Source organism: Treponema sp. TIM-1 (assembly GCF_046533115.1).
In the GTDB taxonomy this organism is placed as follows: Bacteria; Spirochaetota; Spirochaetia; order Treponematales; family Breznakiellaceae; genus JAIRMO01.
Map to the genome: position 1 here is coordinate 138,774 of NZ_JAJQRC010000001.1, position 16,889 is coordinate 155,662.

The 16,889-nt window shown below is 55.0% G+C and carries 15 protein-coding genes; 14 read left to right on the forward strand and 1 reads right to left on the reverse strand.

The features are described from left to right. Positions 1–30 precede the first annotated feature (30 nt). The 14 genes from LQZ21_RS00650 to amrS all read left to right on the forward strand — a co-directional run bounded on the left by LQZ21_RS00650 (position 31) and on the right by amrS (position 15,773). A complete protein-coding gene (locus LQZ21_RS00650) occupies positions 31–360 on the forward strand; it encodes an ATP synthase subunit C (RefSeq protein WP_411042369.1) in 330 nt (109 codons plus the stop codon). Between the two features lie 6 nt (positions 361–366). Beyond that, positions 367–708, forward strand: coding sequence for a V-type ATP synthase subunit F (locus tag LQZ21_RS00655; RefSeq protein WP_411042161.1), 342 nt, complete (start codon positions 367–369; stop codon positions 706–708). An 8-nt stretch (positions 709–716) separates the two neighbouring features. Then, positions 717–1,352 (forward strand): ATPase, encoded by a 636-nt coding sequence (locus tag LQZ21_RS00660; RefSeq protein WP_411042162.1) that lies wholly within the window; start codon positions 717–719, stop codon positions 1,350–1,352. Then, complete coding sequence (locus LQZ21_RS00665; RefSeq protein ID WP_411042163.1) at positions 1,345–3,135, forward strand: V-type ATP synthase subunit A; 1,791 nt, start codon at positions 1,345–1,347, stop codon at positions 3,133–3,135. Before LQZ21_RS00660 ends, LQZ21_RS00665 begins: the two co-directional genes overlap by 8 nt. A 37-nt stretch (positions 3,136–3,172) precedes the next feature. Further along, positions 3,173–4,585, forward strand: coding sequence for a V-type ATP synthase subunit B (locus tag LQZ21_RS00670; protein WP_411042164.1), 1,413 nt, complete (start codon positions 3,173–3,175; stop codon positions 4,583–4,585). A 9-nt stretch (positions 4,586–4,594) separates the two neighbouring features. Then, positions 4,595–6,250 carry a FumA C-terminus/TtdB family hydratase beta subunit gene (locus tag LQZ21_RS00675; protein ID WP_411042165.1) on the forward strand — a complete coding sequence of 552 codons (1,656 nt, stop codon included), beginning with the start codon at positions 4,595–4,597 and terminating at the stop codon, positions 6,248–6,250. Between the two features lie 354 nt (positions 6,251–6,604). After that, positions 6,605–8,431 carry an ABC transporter substrate-binding protein gene (locus LQZ21_RS00680; protein ID WP_411042166.1) on the forward strand — a complete coding sequence of 609 codons (1,827 nt, stop codon included), beginning with the start codon at positions 6,605–6,607 and terminating at the stop codon, positions 8,429–8,431. Continuing rightward, on the forward strand, positions 8,428–9,513 hold the full coding sequence (locus LQZ21_RS00685) for an ABC transporter permease (RefSeq protein ID WP_411042167.1): 1,086 nt from the start codon (positions 8,428–8,430) through the stop codon (positions 9,511–9,513). Before LQZ21_RS00680 ends, LQZ21_RS00685 begins: the two co-directional genes overlap by 4 nt. Then, positions 9,514–11,676 carry a dipeptide/oligopeptide/nickel ABC transporter permease/ATP-binding protein gene (locus tag LQZ21_RS00690; protein WP_411042168.1) on the forward strand — a complete coding sequence of 721 codons (2,163 nt, stop codon included), beginning with the start codon at positions 9,514–9,516 and terminating at the stop codon, positions 11,674–11,676. It abuts the gene before it with no gap. Next, positions 11,676–12,677: an oligopeptide/dipeptide ABC transporter ATP-binding protein gene (locus LQZ21_RS00695; RefSeq protein ID WP_411042169.1), complete on the forward strand. Its 1,002-nt coding sequence runs from the start codon at positions 11,676–11,678 to the stop codon at positions 12,675–12,677. Before LQZ21_RS00690 ends, LQZ21_RS00695 begins: the two co-directional genes overlap by 1 nt. A 221-nt stretch (positions 12,678–12,898) precedes the next feature. Beyond that, positions 12,899–13,366, forward strand: coding sequence for a hypothetical protein (locus tag LQZ21_RS00700; RefSeq protein WP_411042170.1), 468 nt, complete (start codon positions 12,899–12,901; stop codon positions 13,364–13,366). A 189-nt stretch (positions 13,367–13,555) separates the two neighbouring features. Beyond that, positions 13,556–14,311, forward strand: coding sequence for an NAD(+) diphosphatase (nudC, locus tag LQZ21_RS00705; protein WP_411042171.1), 756 nt, complete (start codon positions 13,556–13,558; stop codon positions 14,309–14,311). Between the two features lie 56 nt (positions 14,312–14,367). Further along, on the forward strand, positions 14,368–14,745 hold the full coding sequence (locus tag LQZ21_RS00710; protein WP_411042172.1) for a hypothetical protein: 378 nt from the start codon (positions 14,368–14,370) through the stop codon (positions 14,743–14,745). Further along, positions 14,742–15,773, forward strand: a complete 1,032-nt coding sequence (gene amrS, locus LQZ21_RS00715; protein ID WP_411042173.1) for an AmmeMemoRadiSam system radical SAM enzyme — start codon at positions 14,742–14,744, stop codon at positions 15,771–15,773. The genes LQZ21_RS00710 and amrS overlap by 4 nt, the downstream gene beginning before the upstream one ends. Positions 15,774–15,840: 67 nt before the next feature. Here the strand turns inward: amrS and LQZ21_RS00720 are convergent, their stop codons facing one another. Next, positions 15,841–16,887 carry a hypothetical protein gene (locus LQZ21_RS00720; protein WP_411042174.1) on the reverse strand — a complete coding sequence of 349 codons (1,047 nt, stop codon included), beginning with the start codon at positions 16,885–16,887 and terminating at the stop codon, positions 15,841–15,843. Between the last annotated feature and the right edge of the window lie 2 nt (positions 16,888–16,889).

The following is a 16,889-nucleotide window of genomic DNA, read 5'->3' on the forward strand; positions in this document are numbered from 1 at the left end:
GGAAGGCTCAAGATTTTGAGGAGTTATATGATGAAACGTTTGGTTATCCTTTTTGTCCTGGTTCTCTGTGCTCTTTCAGGCACCGTAGGTTTTGCCCAGGAACTTCAGGATACCGCTGCCGAAGCGGTATCCGAGGCCCAAGGGGGGAATACTTCAGTGTGGAAGTATTTTGCCGCGGCCCTGGCGGTGGGGATCTCCTGTATTGCCGGGGGAGTCGCGGTGGGGCAGATTGGGTCGGCGGCCATGGGGGCCATGAGCGAAAATCCGGAACTTTCCGGAAAGGCCCTGCCCTATGCGGGGCTTGCCGAGGGGATATGTCTCTGGGGTTTTCTGGTAGCCCTCCTGATCATGATATTTTAGAAGCCGGTGGATTATTTTTTTATTGGGGATGAAGAGTTGGTAACCGCTTTTCGATTTGTTGGTATTGGCGGAGAAGCCGTTACCGATGCCTACCATGCCCGTTCGGTTTTTTTAAAGATAACCCAGGGCTGGGATGAAACCGCCGGAACGGTACTTCCCAATTCCGAAAGCTGCCGGGTGCTAATCATGACCGAAGAAACCGCAGATTGGCTGGGGGATGTATTGACCCAATGGCAGCTTTCCGGCCGCTATCCCCTGGTGGTGGAGATTCCCGGTACCCTGGGAAAATTGGAGGGCCGAAAGACCCTGGTCGATTCTATCCGGGAAGCCATAGGAATACGGGTTTAGGGATTTTTATGGAAGAACTGCGATCAACAGACATACTGGATCGGGAAATACTGGAAGATGCCCGAAGAAAGGCCTACCGCATCCTCAAGACCGCGGATGACACGGTGCAATCCGCCGAAGAACTTTGGAAAAAGAAAACCGAAGACGCCGTGGCCGATATAGGCCGGCGGTATGAACGCCGGGAAGAACAAACCCGGACGGAAATCATGGCCCGGCTTCCCCTGGACAAACGGAGGATTAGATCCGAAAAGGTGGAATCCTTCCTGCAATCCGCCATAGAAGGGTACCTTACCGGTCTATCCCGGGAAAGGATTCTTTCCCTTTTGGAAGAGGAACTGGCAAAACGGTTTCGGAAATGTCCTGAACTTGAAGATCCGCGGCAAGGGGAGCTTCCGGTTATCTACCGGGGACTTACCCAGGAAGAGGTCCGGGGGCTTTTACAGCGGGTATTTCCCCAGGGGGTCTGGGTCTTAAAACAGGCGGAGCCCGGTTTCAGATTACCCGGGACCTTTCCTGCCTTGGTCGCCGATACTCAGGCGGTACGGATCATCGCCTCAATCGACGGGATAGCCCGGGAATTGCTTGAGGACAAGCGGGCCGAACTGGTAGCGGCACTTTTGGGGGAGGATTTTTGGGGTGATTGAAGGTAAGGTCAGGAGAATTTCCGGCCCCATCATCCGTGCATCGGGACTCGGTGGGGCGGGACTTTTTGATGTGGTGGAGGTGGGGGAAAAACGGATCATCGGCGAGATAGTCCGCCTTGAACAGGACGAGGCGGTGATCCAGGTATATGAGGATGAGACGGGTCTCAAGATCGGCGCTTCGGCAATATCTACCGGCAGGCCCCTTTCGGCACTCCTCGGTCCCGGACTTATCGGTACCATCTATGACGGGATTCAGCGCCCCCTGGAGGTTCTCTTTAAGCAAAACGGTCCCTTTATGGCATCGGGCAGTCGAGGGAATCCTCTGGACCCCGCCAAATCCTGGACCTTTGTTCCCGACCAGGAAATCACCGCCCGGTTAGCCGCGGGAACTGAAGTGAAGGCTCTTCCGGGCTTAACCCTGGGAACGGTTAAGGAAACGGAAAGCATCACCTGTAAAATCATGATTCCCCCTACTATTCGGGGAGGCCGGCTTACGGAACTCATCCCCCCCGGGGACTACCCTCCGGATACGGTGGTAGCCCGGACCGATGCGGGGGAGGCCATTCCCCTGGCCCAATGGTGGCCGGTACGGATCCCCCGGCCCTGTGCGGAGCGGCTTGCCCCGGACAGACCCTTGATCACCGGAGAACGGGTTATCGACGTGTTTTTTCCCCTCTCCAAAGGGGGTACCGCGGCCATTCCCGGAGGCTTCGGAACCGGTAAAACCATGACCCAGCATGCTATCGCCAAATGGTGCGATGCGGATGTGATCATCTACATCGGCTGCGGGGAACGGGGCAATGAAATGACCGATGTCCTCACGGACTTCCCCAAACTTACCGACCCCCGTACCGGAAGGTCCCTCATGGAACGAACCATCCTTATTGCCAATACCTCCAATATGCCGGTGGCGGCCCGGGAAGTATCCATCTATACCGGGGTTACCCTGGCGGAATTCTACCGGGACATGGGTTATCATGTGGCGATCATGGCGGATTCTACCAGCCGCTGGGCCGAGGCCCTCCGGGAGCTTTCGGGCCGTATGGAGGAAATGCCCGCCGAGGAGGGATTTCCCGCCTACCTCCCCACACGGCTCGCGGAATTTTACGAGCGGGCCGGCCGGGTCCGTACCTATGGGGGGGCTGAAGGGTCTATTTCCATTATCGGAGCGGTTTCTCCCCCGGGAGGGGATTTTTCCGAACCCGTTACCCAGCATACCAAACGGTTCATTCGGTGTTTTTGGGCTCTGGACCGGGATTTGGCTAATGCCCGGCATTATCCCGCCATCAGTTGGATAGACAGTTATTCCGAATATGCCGGGGAAGTGGAACCCTGGTGGGAAAAAGTGAACCCCCAGTGGGCTCCGGTACGCCAGGAAGCCCTGGACCTTCTTAAAAAGGAGGAACGCCTGTCGGAGATCGTCCGGCTCATCGGCCCCGACGCCCTTCCCGATGATCAACGCCTTATCCTCCTCGCGGCGGATATCATCAAAAACGGCTTTCTCCAGCAAAATTCCTTTGACGAAGTGGATATGTACTGCATTCCTGCCAAACAGATACGGCTACTGGAACTTATTATGGAATTTTATCAGCGATCCCAGGCCTGTATCAAATTAGGGGCGCCCCTGTATAAGATCAACTCCCTTCCCATCCGGGAACGGCTTTCCCGGCTGAAAAGTGAGGTCAAAAATGACGATCCCGAGGGGCTGTTAAGTTTTGAACGGGAAATGCGGGGGGCTTTGGAAGAACTGGAACGGGGTTACCGGAACCGGGATATGTTATGAAGGGTATGTTTAAAAAAGGTTCCCGCGGAGGTTTCGTATGAGGGGTATAGAATATCGGGGGCTTTCCCGGATTGAGGGTCCGGTGGTATTCACCAGCCGGGGCCGGAATGTGGGGTTCAATGAGGTAGTTGCGGTTTATGGCCGGGACGAAGAACGGCGCCTGGGCCGGGTGGTAGATATGAGCGAAGACTGGACCGCCATTCAGCTCTTTGGAAACAATACGGGCCTGTCCGCGGATGACAGCCGGGTGGAATTTCTGGGAAAGCCCATGGAACTCCGGGTGGGTACCGGTCTTTTAGGCCGGATTTTTAACGGTCTGGGGGAACCCATCGACGGCTATGGGGATATTTTCTCTTCCCTCACCATGGATGTAAACGGCCTTCCCATTAATCCCTATGCCCGGACCTACCCCCGGGACTTTATCCAGACCGGGATCTCCGCGATTGACGGAATGAATACCCTTATCCGAGGCCAGAAACTGCCGATTTTTTCGGGAAACGGCCTTCCCCATAATCAGCTTGCCGCCCAGATCGTCCGTCAGGCGAAGATTTTGAACGCCGGTGGGGAGAGTCCTGAGCCTTTTGTGGTGATCTTCTGTGCCATGGGGGTCAAATATGATGCGGCCCGGTTTTTCCTGGACGGTTTTGAGCGGACCGGGGTTCTGACCAATGTGGTGGTTTTCCTTTCCCTGGCGGACGCCCCTTCCCTGGAACGGCTGGTGGCACCCCGGTGCGCCCTGACCGCCGCGGAATACCTGGCCTACGAAAAAAACATGCATGTCCTGGTGGTGATGACCGATATGACCAACTACTGTGAAGCCCTCCGGGAGGTTTCTTCCGTCCGGGGCGAGGTCCCCAGCCGCAAGGGTTATCCGGGTTACCTCTATTCCGATCTGGCAAGCCTCTACGAGCGGGCGGGGAAGATCAGCGATTCCACCGGGTCCATCACCCAGATCCCTATCCTTACCATGCCCAACGATGACATCAGCCACCCCATCCCGGATCTTTCCGGGTATATCACCGAAGGACAGATCGTCCTGGACCGGGAACTTACCCAGCGGGGGGTCTATCCTCCGGTGGCAGGGCTCCCCAGTCTTTCCCGGCTCATGAAGGACGGCATAGGCCCCGGCATGACCCGGGAGGATCATAAGGATGTGTCGAGCCAGCTTTTCGCCGCCTATTCCCGGGTCAAGCAGGTGCGGAATTTGGCTTCCATTATTGGAGAAGAGGAACTTTCCGGGGGGGATAAACAATACCTCAAATTCGGCGAAAAAATGGAACAAATCTTTCTTTCCCAAGGAGAATTTGAAAACCGAAGTATTGAGCGTACCCTGGATCTGGGTTGGCAGGTACTTACGGAAATTCCCCAGGATGAATTGTTACGGATTAAGCGGGAATATATTGAAAAATACCTGCTGCCCGCCCAGGCCGCAAGGACGGCGAAACCATAAATCGTAACCATGGATAGACAGGATTTACGCCCCCTTATTTCCAACGCCTTTCAAAAAACCCAATTTAGAACTTTGGTAGCGCCCGGTACCAAGCCGGCTCTTACCGACGGGCGGCTTTGTATCTCCCCGGCACTGCTCCGGCTGCTCGCGGAGGAAGCCTTCAGTGCCCTGGCCTTTTATTTCCGGGAGAGCCATCTGGAACTTCTCGCAAAACCATTGGCCTGCCCGGAACTTTCCCCCAATGACCGGCTGGTACTCTCCTCCCTGCTGGAGAACGCCGTTGTCGCCGCCCGGGGAGAACTGGCCCTCTGTCAGGACACGGGGACCGCAGTGATCTACGGGTGGAAAGACGAGGGGGTCTATACCGGTGTAGACGACGGGGCGGAGCTGGAGGCGGGGATTGTCCGGGCCTATAAAAAAAACCATCTCCGGTTTTCCCAGACCGCCCCCGCTTCTTTTTTTGATGAATATCCGACCGGGAATAACCTCCCCGCCCAGATTCGGCTTGAGGCCCTTCCCGGAGAAGCCGCAAATCCCGGTTACCGCTTTCTCTTTGTAGCCAAAGGAGGGGGATCGTCCAATAAGACCGCCTTTTTTTCCAAGACCAAGGCCCTGCTGGAAGAAAAAGCCTTTGCGGCCTTTTTGGAGGAACAGATCCCCGCCCTGGGGACCGCCGCCTGTCCTCCCTATCGTCTCGCCGTGGTGGTGGGAGGGACCAGTCCGGAATTCAACCTGGAAGTGCTCAAACTCGCCACCACCGAAATCCTGGATGGGGCCCCCTTTTTTGATACCCATGACGGCTCCGCCGGGCAAAACCGGGGGTGGATTTTTCGGGATTCCTCTTGGGAAAACCGGATTATGGAAATCGGCAGAAAAAGCGGCCTGGGGGCCCAGTTTGGGGGAACTTCCTTTCTGTTGGATGTCCGGGTCCTCCGTCTTCCCCGGCATGCCGCCTCCTGTCCTGTTTCCATCGGAGTATCCTGCAATGCCCATCGGAACCTTCTGGCCTTTATCGACGGCGCGGGCATCCATCTGGAAAAACTCATCGAGAACCCCGGAGAATTTCTGGCCGAACGGGGTATCGCGGTTTCAGACCTTGGGGACCATGCCGGGGGTACCGGGGAGGGCCTGTCCCGGATAAACCTGTCCCGGCCCATGGGAGAGATCCTGGCGGCCCTGTCCCGGCTGCGGGCGGGGGCCCGGGTCCTCCTTTCGGGGAAACTCCTGGTTGCCCGGGACGCGGCCCATCTCCGGTGGCATACCCTCTTAAGCCGGGGACAGGGACTCCCGGCCTACCTTTTCAAATACCCTGTCTACTATGCGGGCCCCGCGGCAACCCCGCTGGGTAAGGTGATAGGAAGCCTGGGGCCCACTACGGCCCAGCGGATGGATCCCTATGGGGAGGAATTCATGTCCCAGGGAGCCTCCCTGGTTACCCTGGCCAAGGGGAACCGGGGCCCCCAATGGAAGGCGGCCTGTAAAAAATACGGGGGCTTCTACCTGGGCGCCATGGGGGGAACCGCGGCCCTTTCCGCGGAACGGCACGTTCTCTCCGAAGAAATTATCGATTACCCGGACTTGGGCATGGAGGCGGTCAGGCTCATTGAAGTCCGGGACTTCCCGGCCTTTATCCTCATCGATGATACCGGACGCGTCTTCCCGTAGGAAAGCGTGAAATTTAACCACCAAGGCGAAAAAAGAAGGAAGAATGAATAGTGGGCAGTGAGCAAGTGCCTGGCACTATGGTTGCTTTGCCCCACCTGTGGTCAATACCCAAACGCCCTATGCATCCCCACCCTGAATCCGCCCGGCGGGTCTGAACCTTATCCTATCAGGTAGACACAAAGACAAGTGAGGAATCCAATAGAACTTGATACTCAGATTTCCCCGTAGGGAACCCCCTTCAAAGGCGGTGGGGAGAGTTATCCGGGTACTTAAAAAATGTTGTTCGTTCTCTTTCTCTTTTTTGTGTCAAGCTTTTGCATTGACACCCCCCTTCGGGACAGATACAATACCCCTATGAAAACTAGCTTACCCCTTATTGGCGGTTTTTGCCTGCTTATCGCCTTTGCTTCCTGTACCCGGAGCGAGGAGCTTTCCTCTGAAGCTATCGATGCCTTGAGTACCGAGGGTCTTGAAGGAATTCTGGAGAAAACCGTGACCAAACCCTGGCGAGGGGAGGAGTTTGTCCCCGGCAGGGTTGCCGGAACCTGGCGCGACGTTATGTCTGAGGACCCCAAGAGCTTTAACATCCTCGTGGGCGAACAGGACAGCGCTACCGCCGCCGTGGTGAGGAGTATGTTGGACTGGCTCGTGGACTACGACGTGGTTAAACGGGAGTGGAAACCCCGGTGCGCTTCCTTTGAAATAACGGCCGACGAAGAAGCGGGTACCATGGACCTCGTCTACACCCTGCGGGACGACCTCTACTGGAGTTACTATAATTCGGAGATGAAAATTCCGGTCACCAGCGACGACGTGATCTTCTGGTACAACGAGATAGAGGGGGACCCCGCTTTCCGGAGTTCCGGCTACAACGGTCAATTCCTTACCCTGGAGGACGGCAGTGAAGGCCATATTGATATAGAAAAAATCGACGATAAACGGTTTGTGTTTCATTTTCCCCGGATTGTAGCGGAACCCCTCTTAGCCACCAACCGTTCTATCGCCCCCCGGCTTGATTATGGGGATGCCAAACGGGAACGGGGAGTCCAGGGGGTACAGGAGCTTTTCAGCGTGGACGGGGACCCCAAAAAGATACCCTCCATGGGAATGTGGTTCCTCACCGAATACACCCCGGGACAGCGGCTGGTGTACAAACGGAACAAGGATTATTGGGACAAGGACCGTAACGGCCTTTCCATTCCCTATATTGAAGAAGAGATCATCCGGATAATTCCCGATGAAAATACCCAGTTCCTGTTATTTAAAGAGGGACAGATCGAATCCTACGACGCCCGTCCCGAGGACCTGGAGGAACTGCTCAATAAACCTGAGGCGGATTACACAGTCTTTAACGCCGAGGGGAGCCTCAGCGCGTCCTTCTGGACCTTTAACCAGAACCCTAAATACCGGGATACCCCCCAATACGAGTGGTTTACCCAAAAGGAATTCCGTCAGGCCATGAGCTGCCTTTTGAACCGGGACCGGATCGCCTCCCAGGTTTACCGGGGGCTGGCGGAACCGAAGCTCAACTTCTTCCCCGAGCCGAACCCCTATTACAACCCGGAAATAACATTGGCATACCTCTACGATCCCCCTCGGGCCCTGGAATTGCTGGAATCCATCGGCATGAAACGGGACAGCTCAGGAATCCTGCGAGACGACCGGCAGCGGCCGGTAACCTTTGACCTCACCATCCGTTCCGAAAGTACTATGGTCGCCGATATCGCTTCGATTATTATGACGGAGCTTTCCCAGGTGGGAATCACGGTGAATATCCGGGTGGTGGATTTTCAGAAGATGGTCGAACAGCTCTTTACCAGCTTTGAATGGCAGTCCATGTTGATGGGCCTTTCGGGGTCCAATATTTTCCCTACCCAGGGAAGCAATGTGTGGCCCTCCGACGGGAACCTCCATCTGTGGTATCCCCTGCAGGAAAGTCCCGCCACCGAATGGGAGGCCCGGGTCGATTACCTCTACAACGAGGGGGCCTATACCCTGGATCGGGATAAGGCCCGGCTCCTCTGGAACGAGTACCAGGAGATAATCCTGGAACAATGCCCGGTGATATACCTCCTGCGGCCCCGGAGTTTTTCGGCCCTCCTTAATCGCTGGGATCAGTCCAATGTGTATTACGATAACCTGAACGGGTTTGAGACCACCCATATATTCCTTAAGCCATGAAAAAGCAGGAGCCCGGGGGTATCGTCCTTATCCTTTTACGGCCTTTTTTTCTTTTTAAACAAAAGGCCCCCCTCGTTTCCTATATCCTGGGGCGGCTTTTTACCATGGCGGTGATGCTTTTTATGTTGGGCCTCGCGGTGTTCGGCCTTATGGAACTGGCTCCCGGAGATATCGTGGATCGGATCATGCTCCAACAGATCTTCGGGGAAAATCAAATCCGGCCGGGACAGAACCAGCAAATCATGGACCTGGAGCAGCTTGCCGCCCGTCGGGCGGAGTTGGGGCTGGACCAGCCCTTTTACATTCAGTATTTCCACTGGCTCAGCCGGGTCCTCCGGGGGGATCTGGGGACGAGCCTTATCTCCCGGGCGCCGGTATCCTTTCTCCTCGCCTCCCGAATCTTCAACTCGGTCCTCCTCAACCTCTTGTCCCTGGTTCTCATCACTTTTTTTTCCTTTGTCCTGGGGGTCTACTTTTCCACCAAGGCGGGGACCAAAACAGACCTGGCGGTGACCTTTTTTGCCCTGGTCCTCCATGCTTTTCCGGGGATCCTCATGTTGATCCTGCTTCAGCTCTTCGCCTCGGTGACCGGGCTTTTCCCGGTAACCGCCTATCCTCCCTTCCCCTTTGCCGAAGCGCCGGTGCGGTTTACCTTCTCCTACCTCCATCACGTCTTCCTCCCCCTTCTGGCGGCTTTTCTGGGGGGTATCGGGGGAACCCTCAGGATGATCCGGGCCACCATGCTGGACCAGTTGGGACAGCCCTATATCACGAGCCTCCGGGCCCGAGGTATCGGGGAATGGCGGATCTATTTTAATCACGCCTTCCGAAACACCCTGAACCCCTATATCACCGGAAGTGCCAACCTTCTGGCAGGGCTCTTTTCGGGTTCCCTGATTCTGGAGATCATCTTCGCCTACCCCGGTATGGGGCGGCTTATGTACGAAGCGGTACTCCAGGAGGATATCAATCTGGTCCTCTCCAATATCATGTTTGTTTCCTTCCTGGTACTGTTGGGGATGGTTCTCTCGGACATAATCCTGGCCCTGGTGGATCCCAGAATACGGTACGGGAAAGGGTAGATGAAAAAGTTTTTACGCTACCTCCGTTTGCGGCCGCTGGGTTTTTTCGCCTTCATTACCCTGGTTCTCCTCTACCTGATGATGATCTTCGCCGAATTCATCGCCCCCTATGGAGCCGCCACCTCCTTTGCGGATAAAACCTACCATCCCCCAAACCTGCGTCTTTTTGAAGGGAAATTCCAGGCCCAGGAGGCCCGGGTGATAAATACCGTAAACTGGCATTATGCCCGGGTCAGGGGTTCCTATGGGTCGGTGGTCTTTTGGGGCCGGGGGGAACCCTATAAACTCTGGGGTATCATCCCCATGGATAGGCACCTCTTTACCGCCCCCCCCGGCTCCTATCCGGCCTTCCTGCTGGGGGCGGATCATCTGGGCCGGGACCTCTTTTCCCGGATTGTCTACGGCAGCCGGATATCCCTGACCATCGGTTTTATCGCCACCGCCATTTCCCTGGGGCTTGCCATCCTCTTCGGCGGCCTTTCGGGGTACTTTGGGGGCGCCACGGATTGGACCATCATGCGCTTCGCTGAATTTTTCATGCTCATTCCGGGACTCTACCTCATCCTCTTTTTACGGTCCCTGTTATCCTCAACCATGGATTCCGGCCAGTCCTACATGATGATCACCCTGATCCTCTCCCTGGTGGGGTGGCCCGGCTCAGCCCGGACTATCCGGGGTATGGTCCACGCGATTAAGCGGGAAGAATTTGTGATGAACGCCCAACTGGAAACGATCCCCGCGCCGGTGATTATCGCGGGCCATATCATTCCCCAGATCGCGAGCCTCCTTATCGTGAGTATCGCCCTTTCGGTACCGGGGTTTATTATGACCGAAACCACCCTGTCCTATCTGGGACTGGGGATCGTGGACCCCGCGGTAAGCTGGGGTTCCCTGATCAAGCGGGATATTTCCACCCTGAGTAACCTCAGAAACTATCCCTGGCTGCTCTGGCCCGTTTGGTTCCTTCTGGGGGTAACCCTAGGGTTTAACTTTATCGGCGATGCCCTCCGGGACTTTTTCGATCCCTACCACAGTTTAGGGAGGGGGGGAAAAGAAAAGCGGAGGAGTTTGGGGATAAGAAGGCTTTTGCCCTCCTTTATGAAACCCAGGGGAGGCGATAGGCCGGCTTCAGGAACGGAATCTTTACCGGCCCCTCCCGGGTCCGGCGCCCCTATACCTTTACTGGAAGTACGGGACCTTGAGGTGCGTTTCTCCGTCCTCCGGGGACTTACCCAAACCACGATTCAAGCGGTCCGGGGGGTGTCCTTTTCCCTTAACCGGGGGGAGATCCTGGGTATTGTGGGGGAAAGCGGTTCGGGAAAAAGTGTTACCACCCAGGCCATACCGGGTCTTCTGCCCCATAGTGCCGGGATCAGGGGCTCCATACGATTTGAAGGGAAGGAACTGCGGGGTCTGGATGTGCCGGAACTCAGGAAATACCGGGGGAAAAGGATCGGGATGATCTTCCAGGAACCGGGCCGTTCCTACGATCCCCTCCAAAATATGGAAAAGGTCTTTCTTGAAACCTTCCGCAACCAGGAGCCGGGGATAAGCCGGGAGGCCGCCATGGAACGGGCGGTGTCCCTCCTTGAAGAAACCGGCCTGGAGAACAGCCGGGAACGGCTCTCCAATTTCCCCCACCAGTTTTCCGGTGGACAGCTCCAGCGGATCGGCGTGGCTCTGGCCCTGGCCCAATCCGCGGAGTTCTTGATCGCCGATGAGCCCACCACCGCCCTGGATGTGACCATTCAAAAACAGATTATCGATCTCCTCAAATCCCTGCGAAAAAGCCGGGGGCTTGCCATTGTTTTTATCAGTCATGATATCGACCTGGTGGCGGACCTTTCCGACCGGATCATGGTGATGTATGGGGGGCTGGTGATGGAATCGGGGCCGTCGGAACTTATCCTTGACCGCCCCCGCCACCCCTATACCAAGGCCCTTCTTGCCGCTTCTCCCCGGTTCGGCAGTCATTATTCCCGGGAACGGCTTTTTTCCATCCCCGGTAAGGTAACGGACCCCGCGAACCCCGAACCGGGCTGTCCCTTTGCCCCCCGCTGCACTTTGGCGGAAGGCCGCTGCGCCAAAGAGGTCCCGTCCCTTTGGTCTGAAGGAAACCCCGGGGGGGCCTATGAACTCCGCTGTTTCCGGGGAGGCATCTGATGGCGGTAATCACGGTAAAGAATTTACAGAAACGTTTTAACCTGGAGGCGGGTTTTTTTGCCCGGTTCGGCCGCTTTGTGTATGCCGTGAACGGGGTATCCTTTTCCATCGGGAAAAATGAGTCCTATGGGCTGGTGGGGGAATCGGGATGCGGAAAAACTACCACCGCTCGGCTCCTGGTACGGATGTACGAGAGTGACGGGGGAACCATCCTTTTTCAGGATACCACCGATGTCAATGCCCTAAAATCGGGGGAACTTAAAAAATACCGGGAAAAGGTCAAATATGTGTTCCAGGACCCGGCCCGGTCCCTTGACCCCCGGATGACTATTTACGAGGTTCTGGTTTCGGGGTACCGCCGGTCCTCCCGCTGGCCCGGGGAAAAACGGGGCCGAAAGGAGGCGGAGGCTATCATGGAGGAGGTGGGTTTGGGGAAGGCCGATCTGGAACGACGGCCCGCGGAATTTTCCGGCGGGCAGCGGCAGCGGATCTCCATCGCCCGGGGGCTGCTTATGTCCCCGGACCTGCTCATCTGTGACGAGGTGGTTTCCGCCCTGGATGTTTCCATCCAGGGGCAGATCCTCAACCTCCTTTTAGATATCCGTTCCCGCCGGAACCTTTCTTTCCTTTTTATCGCCCACGACCTTAAGGTGGCCGGTTATTTCTGCGATCGGATCGGGGTCATGTACCGGGGGGAACTTATGGAAGAGGCCCCCGCGGGGGATCTTTTCAGGACCGCCCTCCACCCGTACACCCGGCTCCTCTTTTCCGCAGTTATCGGCGCCGCCGTGGAGGTTCCTTCCGGGGCAGGGGAACTCAAGAAAGCGGTTACCCTACTCGCGGGCTGTGCCTTTGCCGATCGCTGTCCCCTGGCGGAAGATCGCTGCTTCCGGGAACATCCGGAGTTGCGGGATCTTAGCGGAAGCTCCGGGGAACAGGACCCGGGGAATCCCGGTGAAAGCCATCACCCCCACCGGGTCCGGTGTTTTAAGGTTGGATAAGTCTCCGTGGTGACGGGGTGTATCCCGAATAAAAGCAAATATCTCTGCCCTAAAGGTGGATAGTGCCGACCTTGACAAAAGTACCCCCTGAAGGTATCGTATTATATATGGTTTAACCGGTTCAAAGGTATGTACCGGAACGTCAAAACCCTGTATACAAAACAAAAAGGGGAAAGGGGCCGTATAGTGAAATTCAGGCAGCGGTTATCCCGTAAGCGCCGATGAAAACCAAATTACCTTTTATTCTGATTTTTGCCGTCTTTTCGTTCCTCGTTGCTTCCTGTGACGTGTATATTACCAATAACGATGAGCAAAAATATTTTTCCTCCTACCTTTCGAATACCGCTTGGGAATGTATCGCGCAGGATTTTTGGCCGGAAGGACAGACCGTAAATACCGCCAGAGGTCAGCTGGAGCTTAAATCTGACACCATTATCGTTACCGGCCCGGTAAAAGCCCTGCGCGATTTTACCCATACGGTTTTACTTTCCGGCTATTCAGAAGAATCCGCAAGCGGTCGTGACGACAACGGTTATTGGGAAGAAGGCTTAATCCACATTCAGGACAAGGGAACCTGGAAAAGCGGTATAGCCTATAAACTTTGGACCGCCGGAGACCGTACCACTAAAATGTTAACCCTGCTCGATGGTACCCCTAATGAAACCACGTTAAGACGGCTTACGAAATGAGGCTGTTTCATTTGAAACAGTTGCCTTAGATTTACGGAAAAGCGGGCCGGCTCGGTTTAGGGGTTCCTAAAATAGTTCAAAAAGTATAGTCATCTGACCATTGAGGAAGGGGAGAAAATTTTGTCTACGGATCCAACAAACGGGGTTTATCTTTTTCAGGGGAATAATCTGGTTGTACCGGAGGATGTTTTGGAAACACCCGGTTTCCGGGGGCTTTCCCCGGAACAGATCCGGAGGGCCTTTGGGGAGGTGGTTCCCTTTTTGGTACCCTCCACCGATGGAACTACTACCATTGCGGGGTGTCTTCTGGATGATACGGTATCCCTTCCCCCCCATTGGTGTTCTTTGCCCAGCCGTTCTGCCCTCTCTCTCATGGCGGCGAATGGGGGGGAAATTCTTGACGGCGGCGGGTTAATCGGACGATTTTTTCGGGTTTATCATATTATGCAGTGGCGGAGGGAATCGGTTTTTTGCGGAAGCTGTGGAACCCGGAATGGGGATGCCCCGGTTGAACTTGCCCGGCTCTGTCCTTCCTGCGGCAGGCTGGAATATCCCCGGATATCTCCGGCTATTATCGTCCTCATTCTCCGGGACGATGGCAAGGCGCTCCTGGCCCATAATAAAAAATTTGCCGGTAAGGTCTACAGTCTTATTGCGGGGTTCACCGAAGCGGGAGAAAACCTGGAGGCGGCCGTGGGCCGGGAAGTTCGGGAAGAGGTGGGGCTGGAGGTCCGGGATACGACCTATGTAGCGTCCCAGCCCTGGCCCTTCCCCAATTCTTTGATGATCGGCTTTAAGACCCGTTATGCCGGGGGTACGATTACCCCCGATGGGGAAGAGATTGAAGATGCCCGTTGGTTCCGCCGGGATGAACTCCCCGACCTTCCGGGGTTTGGTTCGGTCTCACGGTACCTTATCAATCTCTGGATCGAAGGGCGTTTGTAGAATTTAGTGGTTGATCCCTCTCCGGCTAGGGTTTATAGTTAAAAAGGGAGGTAACCATGGGGATAGCAAGCCTGCTTGAACTAAAACCGTTTTATGAGATCGTAAAAACTGCGGGAGGCCCTCCTAAGGATACGGTTCCTTTTATTGGGTGTCCCCGGCAGCATCCCTCGGATAAGAACAGAATTATTCTCATTTACGATCCCTTGGGGGAAAATACCAAGCTCTTGGAATTTAAATTTGAGGATGTGCTCTGTGTAGAGGATGTCCTCTCTGCGGTCACCGAAGCCGGGGAGGGGGTGCCTCTGGTAAAGCTATGGATCCGCAAAGGGGCCCATGGGGTTATTTTGGAACCCTTTGAGGTGGAGGAGTCGATACCCTTTGCCGGTAAATACCAGGATAAACATGAAGGGCTTTTAAGGTCCTCTATTCCATGACCCCTCCCCGGGGTCGGTATTTTATCCCTTCTCCTAAGGAGGATAAATACCAAAGGATCCAATGTACCCTCTGTCCCCGGTCATGTTTTATTTTGCCGGGGGCATCAGGCCGGTGCGGGGTCAGAATTAACCGGGATGGGGTGGGGACCATCCCTTTTTACGGCCGCATCACCTCCGCAGCGGTGGATCCTATTGAAAAAAAACCTCTCTACCATTACCGGCCCGGTAGTTTTATCCTATCCTTGGGGTTCCTGGGTTGTAACCTTTTTTGTCCTTTCTGCCAAAATTGGCATATCTCCCAGGGTACCCAGGCGGATACCCGGTTGTTTCCTCCGGAGGAAGCGGTGGCGACAGCCTTGGCCGCTGGGTGTACCCAGATTGCTTATACCTATTCGGAACCCCTGATCCATATTGAATATCTTCTGGATTGTATGAAAATCGCCCATGCAGAGGGAATAGCCAATGTACTGGTGAGTAACGGGTGTTTACAGGGAGAAGCGGCGGCGGAGGTCCTGGTCCTGATCGATGCGGCCAATATCGATCTTAAGTCATTTTCCCAGGATACCTATGCCCGGACCCTGGGGGGAAATTTAACGGCGGTGCTTGATTTTATCACCCTGGCATACCGGATGGGAGTACACCTGGAAATTACCACCCTCATAGTACCGGGCCTTAACGACGGAGAAGAGGAAATTGCAGGGGCCATAGGATTTTTGAAGGACCTTTCTCCCTGTATCCCCTGGCATCTTTCGGCCTATCATCCGGACTACCACTGGGATGCCCCCTCCACGGATGCTTGCGAACTTGAAAAAATCGCCCGCCGGGCCCGGAAGGACCTGTCGTATGTTTATACGGGAAACATCCCCGGGGAAACCAACGACACCTCCTGCCCCCACTGCGGCAGCCTTTTAATTAGACGCCGGGGATATTCGGTAGCTATGAAAGGGATGGTTTTAGAAAAGACCAAGGGAAAAAACACCTATTACTGCGCCGCCTGTGCAAAACCGATACCGGTGATCCGCTGGTAAGCGAGCTACGTTTTTTGGAGCCTCCCGGTACCGGCCAATGAAAATCCCCGGGCATCCCACCTTCCGATCAATATTTCCACAGGAGAAATTTATAGCCCAGGGATAAACCTATCCTTTCCAAGGTATATTGCAGCCTGTTTATGCTCTGAACGTTCGTCACCCCCAGGTCCCTGTTGTAGCGCATATCAAAAAGGAGACTTCCGGGGCCAAGGGGGAATCCCAGATCCATGCCAAAAGAAACACCGAAGGGCGGATCTATCGTATAGTTATAGTTTCCGTCTGAACTGCTGGTTTGTACGTTTATTTTGCCCAGGGGCAGCACTCCATAGAGGCCGGTATAAATGGATAGATCAAAAGCGTCAAACTCAATAGGCATCTTTATCAAGAGGGGGAAACTCAGGGTCATGGGCTTAAATTTATTGTAGGTTCCGTCCCCGTCGCTTTCTACCGCCTTGAAGGTATCCTGGCTAAAAACCGCCTCCAGCCGGAGACTTAAAAAGCGCATAATCCTGAATTCCGCAAGTAAAGCGGCCCCATAGCTAAAGCTCCGGCTTAGGCCGCCTTCATAAGTCCGGGTTCCTTGGGGAATGGAATAGGTATTGAAAGTAGCACCACCCCGAAGGCCAAGATAGAGCCGCCCCAGGGGACGTTTATTCTCCTCCACAGGCTTCTCTAAAACGTCACCGACATTGGTGGTTACTTCGGTGGCTGTTTGCGTTTTTGGGGTCATGTCTATCATAACCAAGTCTTCGTTAGGAGGAATTTGGGAAAAAATCCAGCTTACCAACATCGGTATATACGTAAGGGATTCTTCATCATCCTCGCTGACCATCTCATCGGTATAGACCAGGCTTCCCGTGGAAGAATTCCAGAGCCAAAGCTGAAAATGCTGCAAATCTTCGGTATCAAAATAAAATTCCCCGGTAAGTACATATTTTGAGTCCCCCAGATATTTTGTATTCGGGGATAAGTCCGGGGACATATAGAGAATCTCCGGGTATTCGGCTACCGATATTGTCTGGGGATAGTAACCGTCCTGATTGTTCACTTCCGCGACCACCGTATCATAGAACTGAATGGGATCTATCGTATCATCCAAGCCGGCAAAGGGCATTA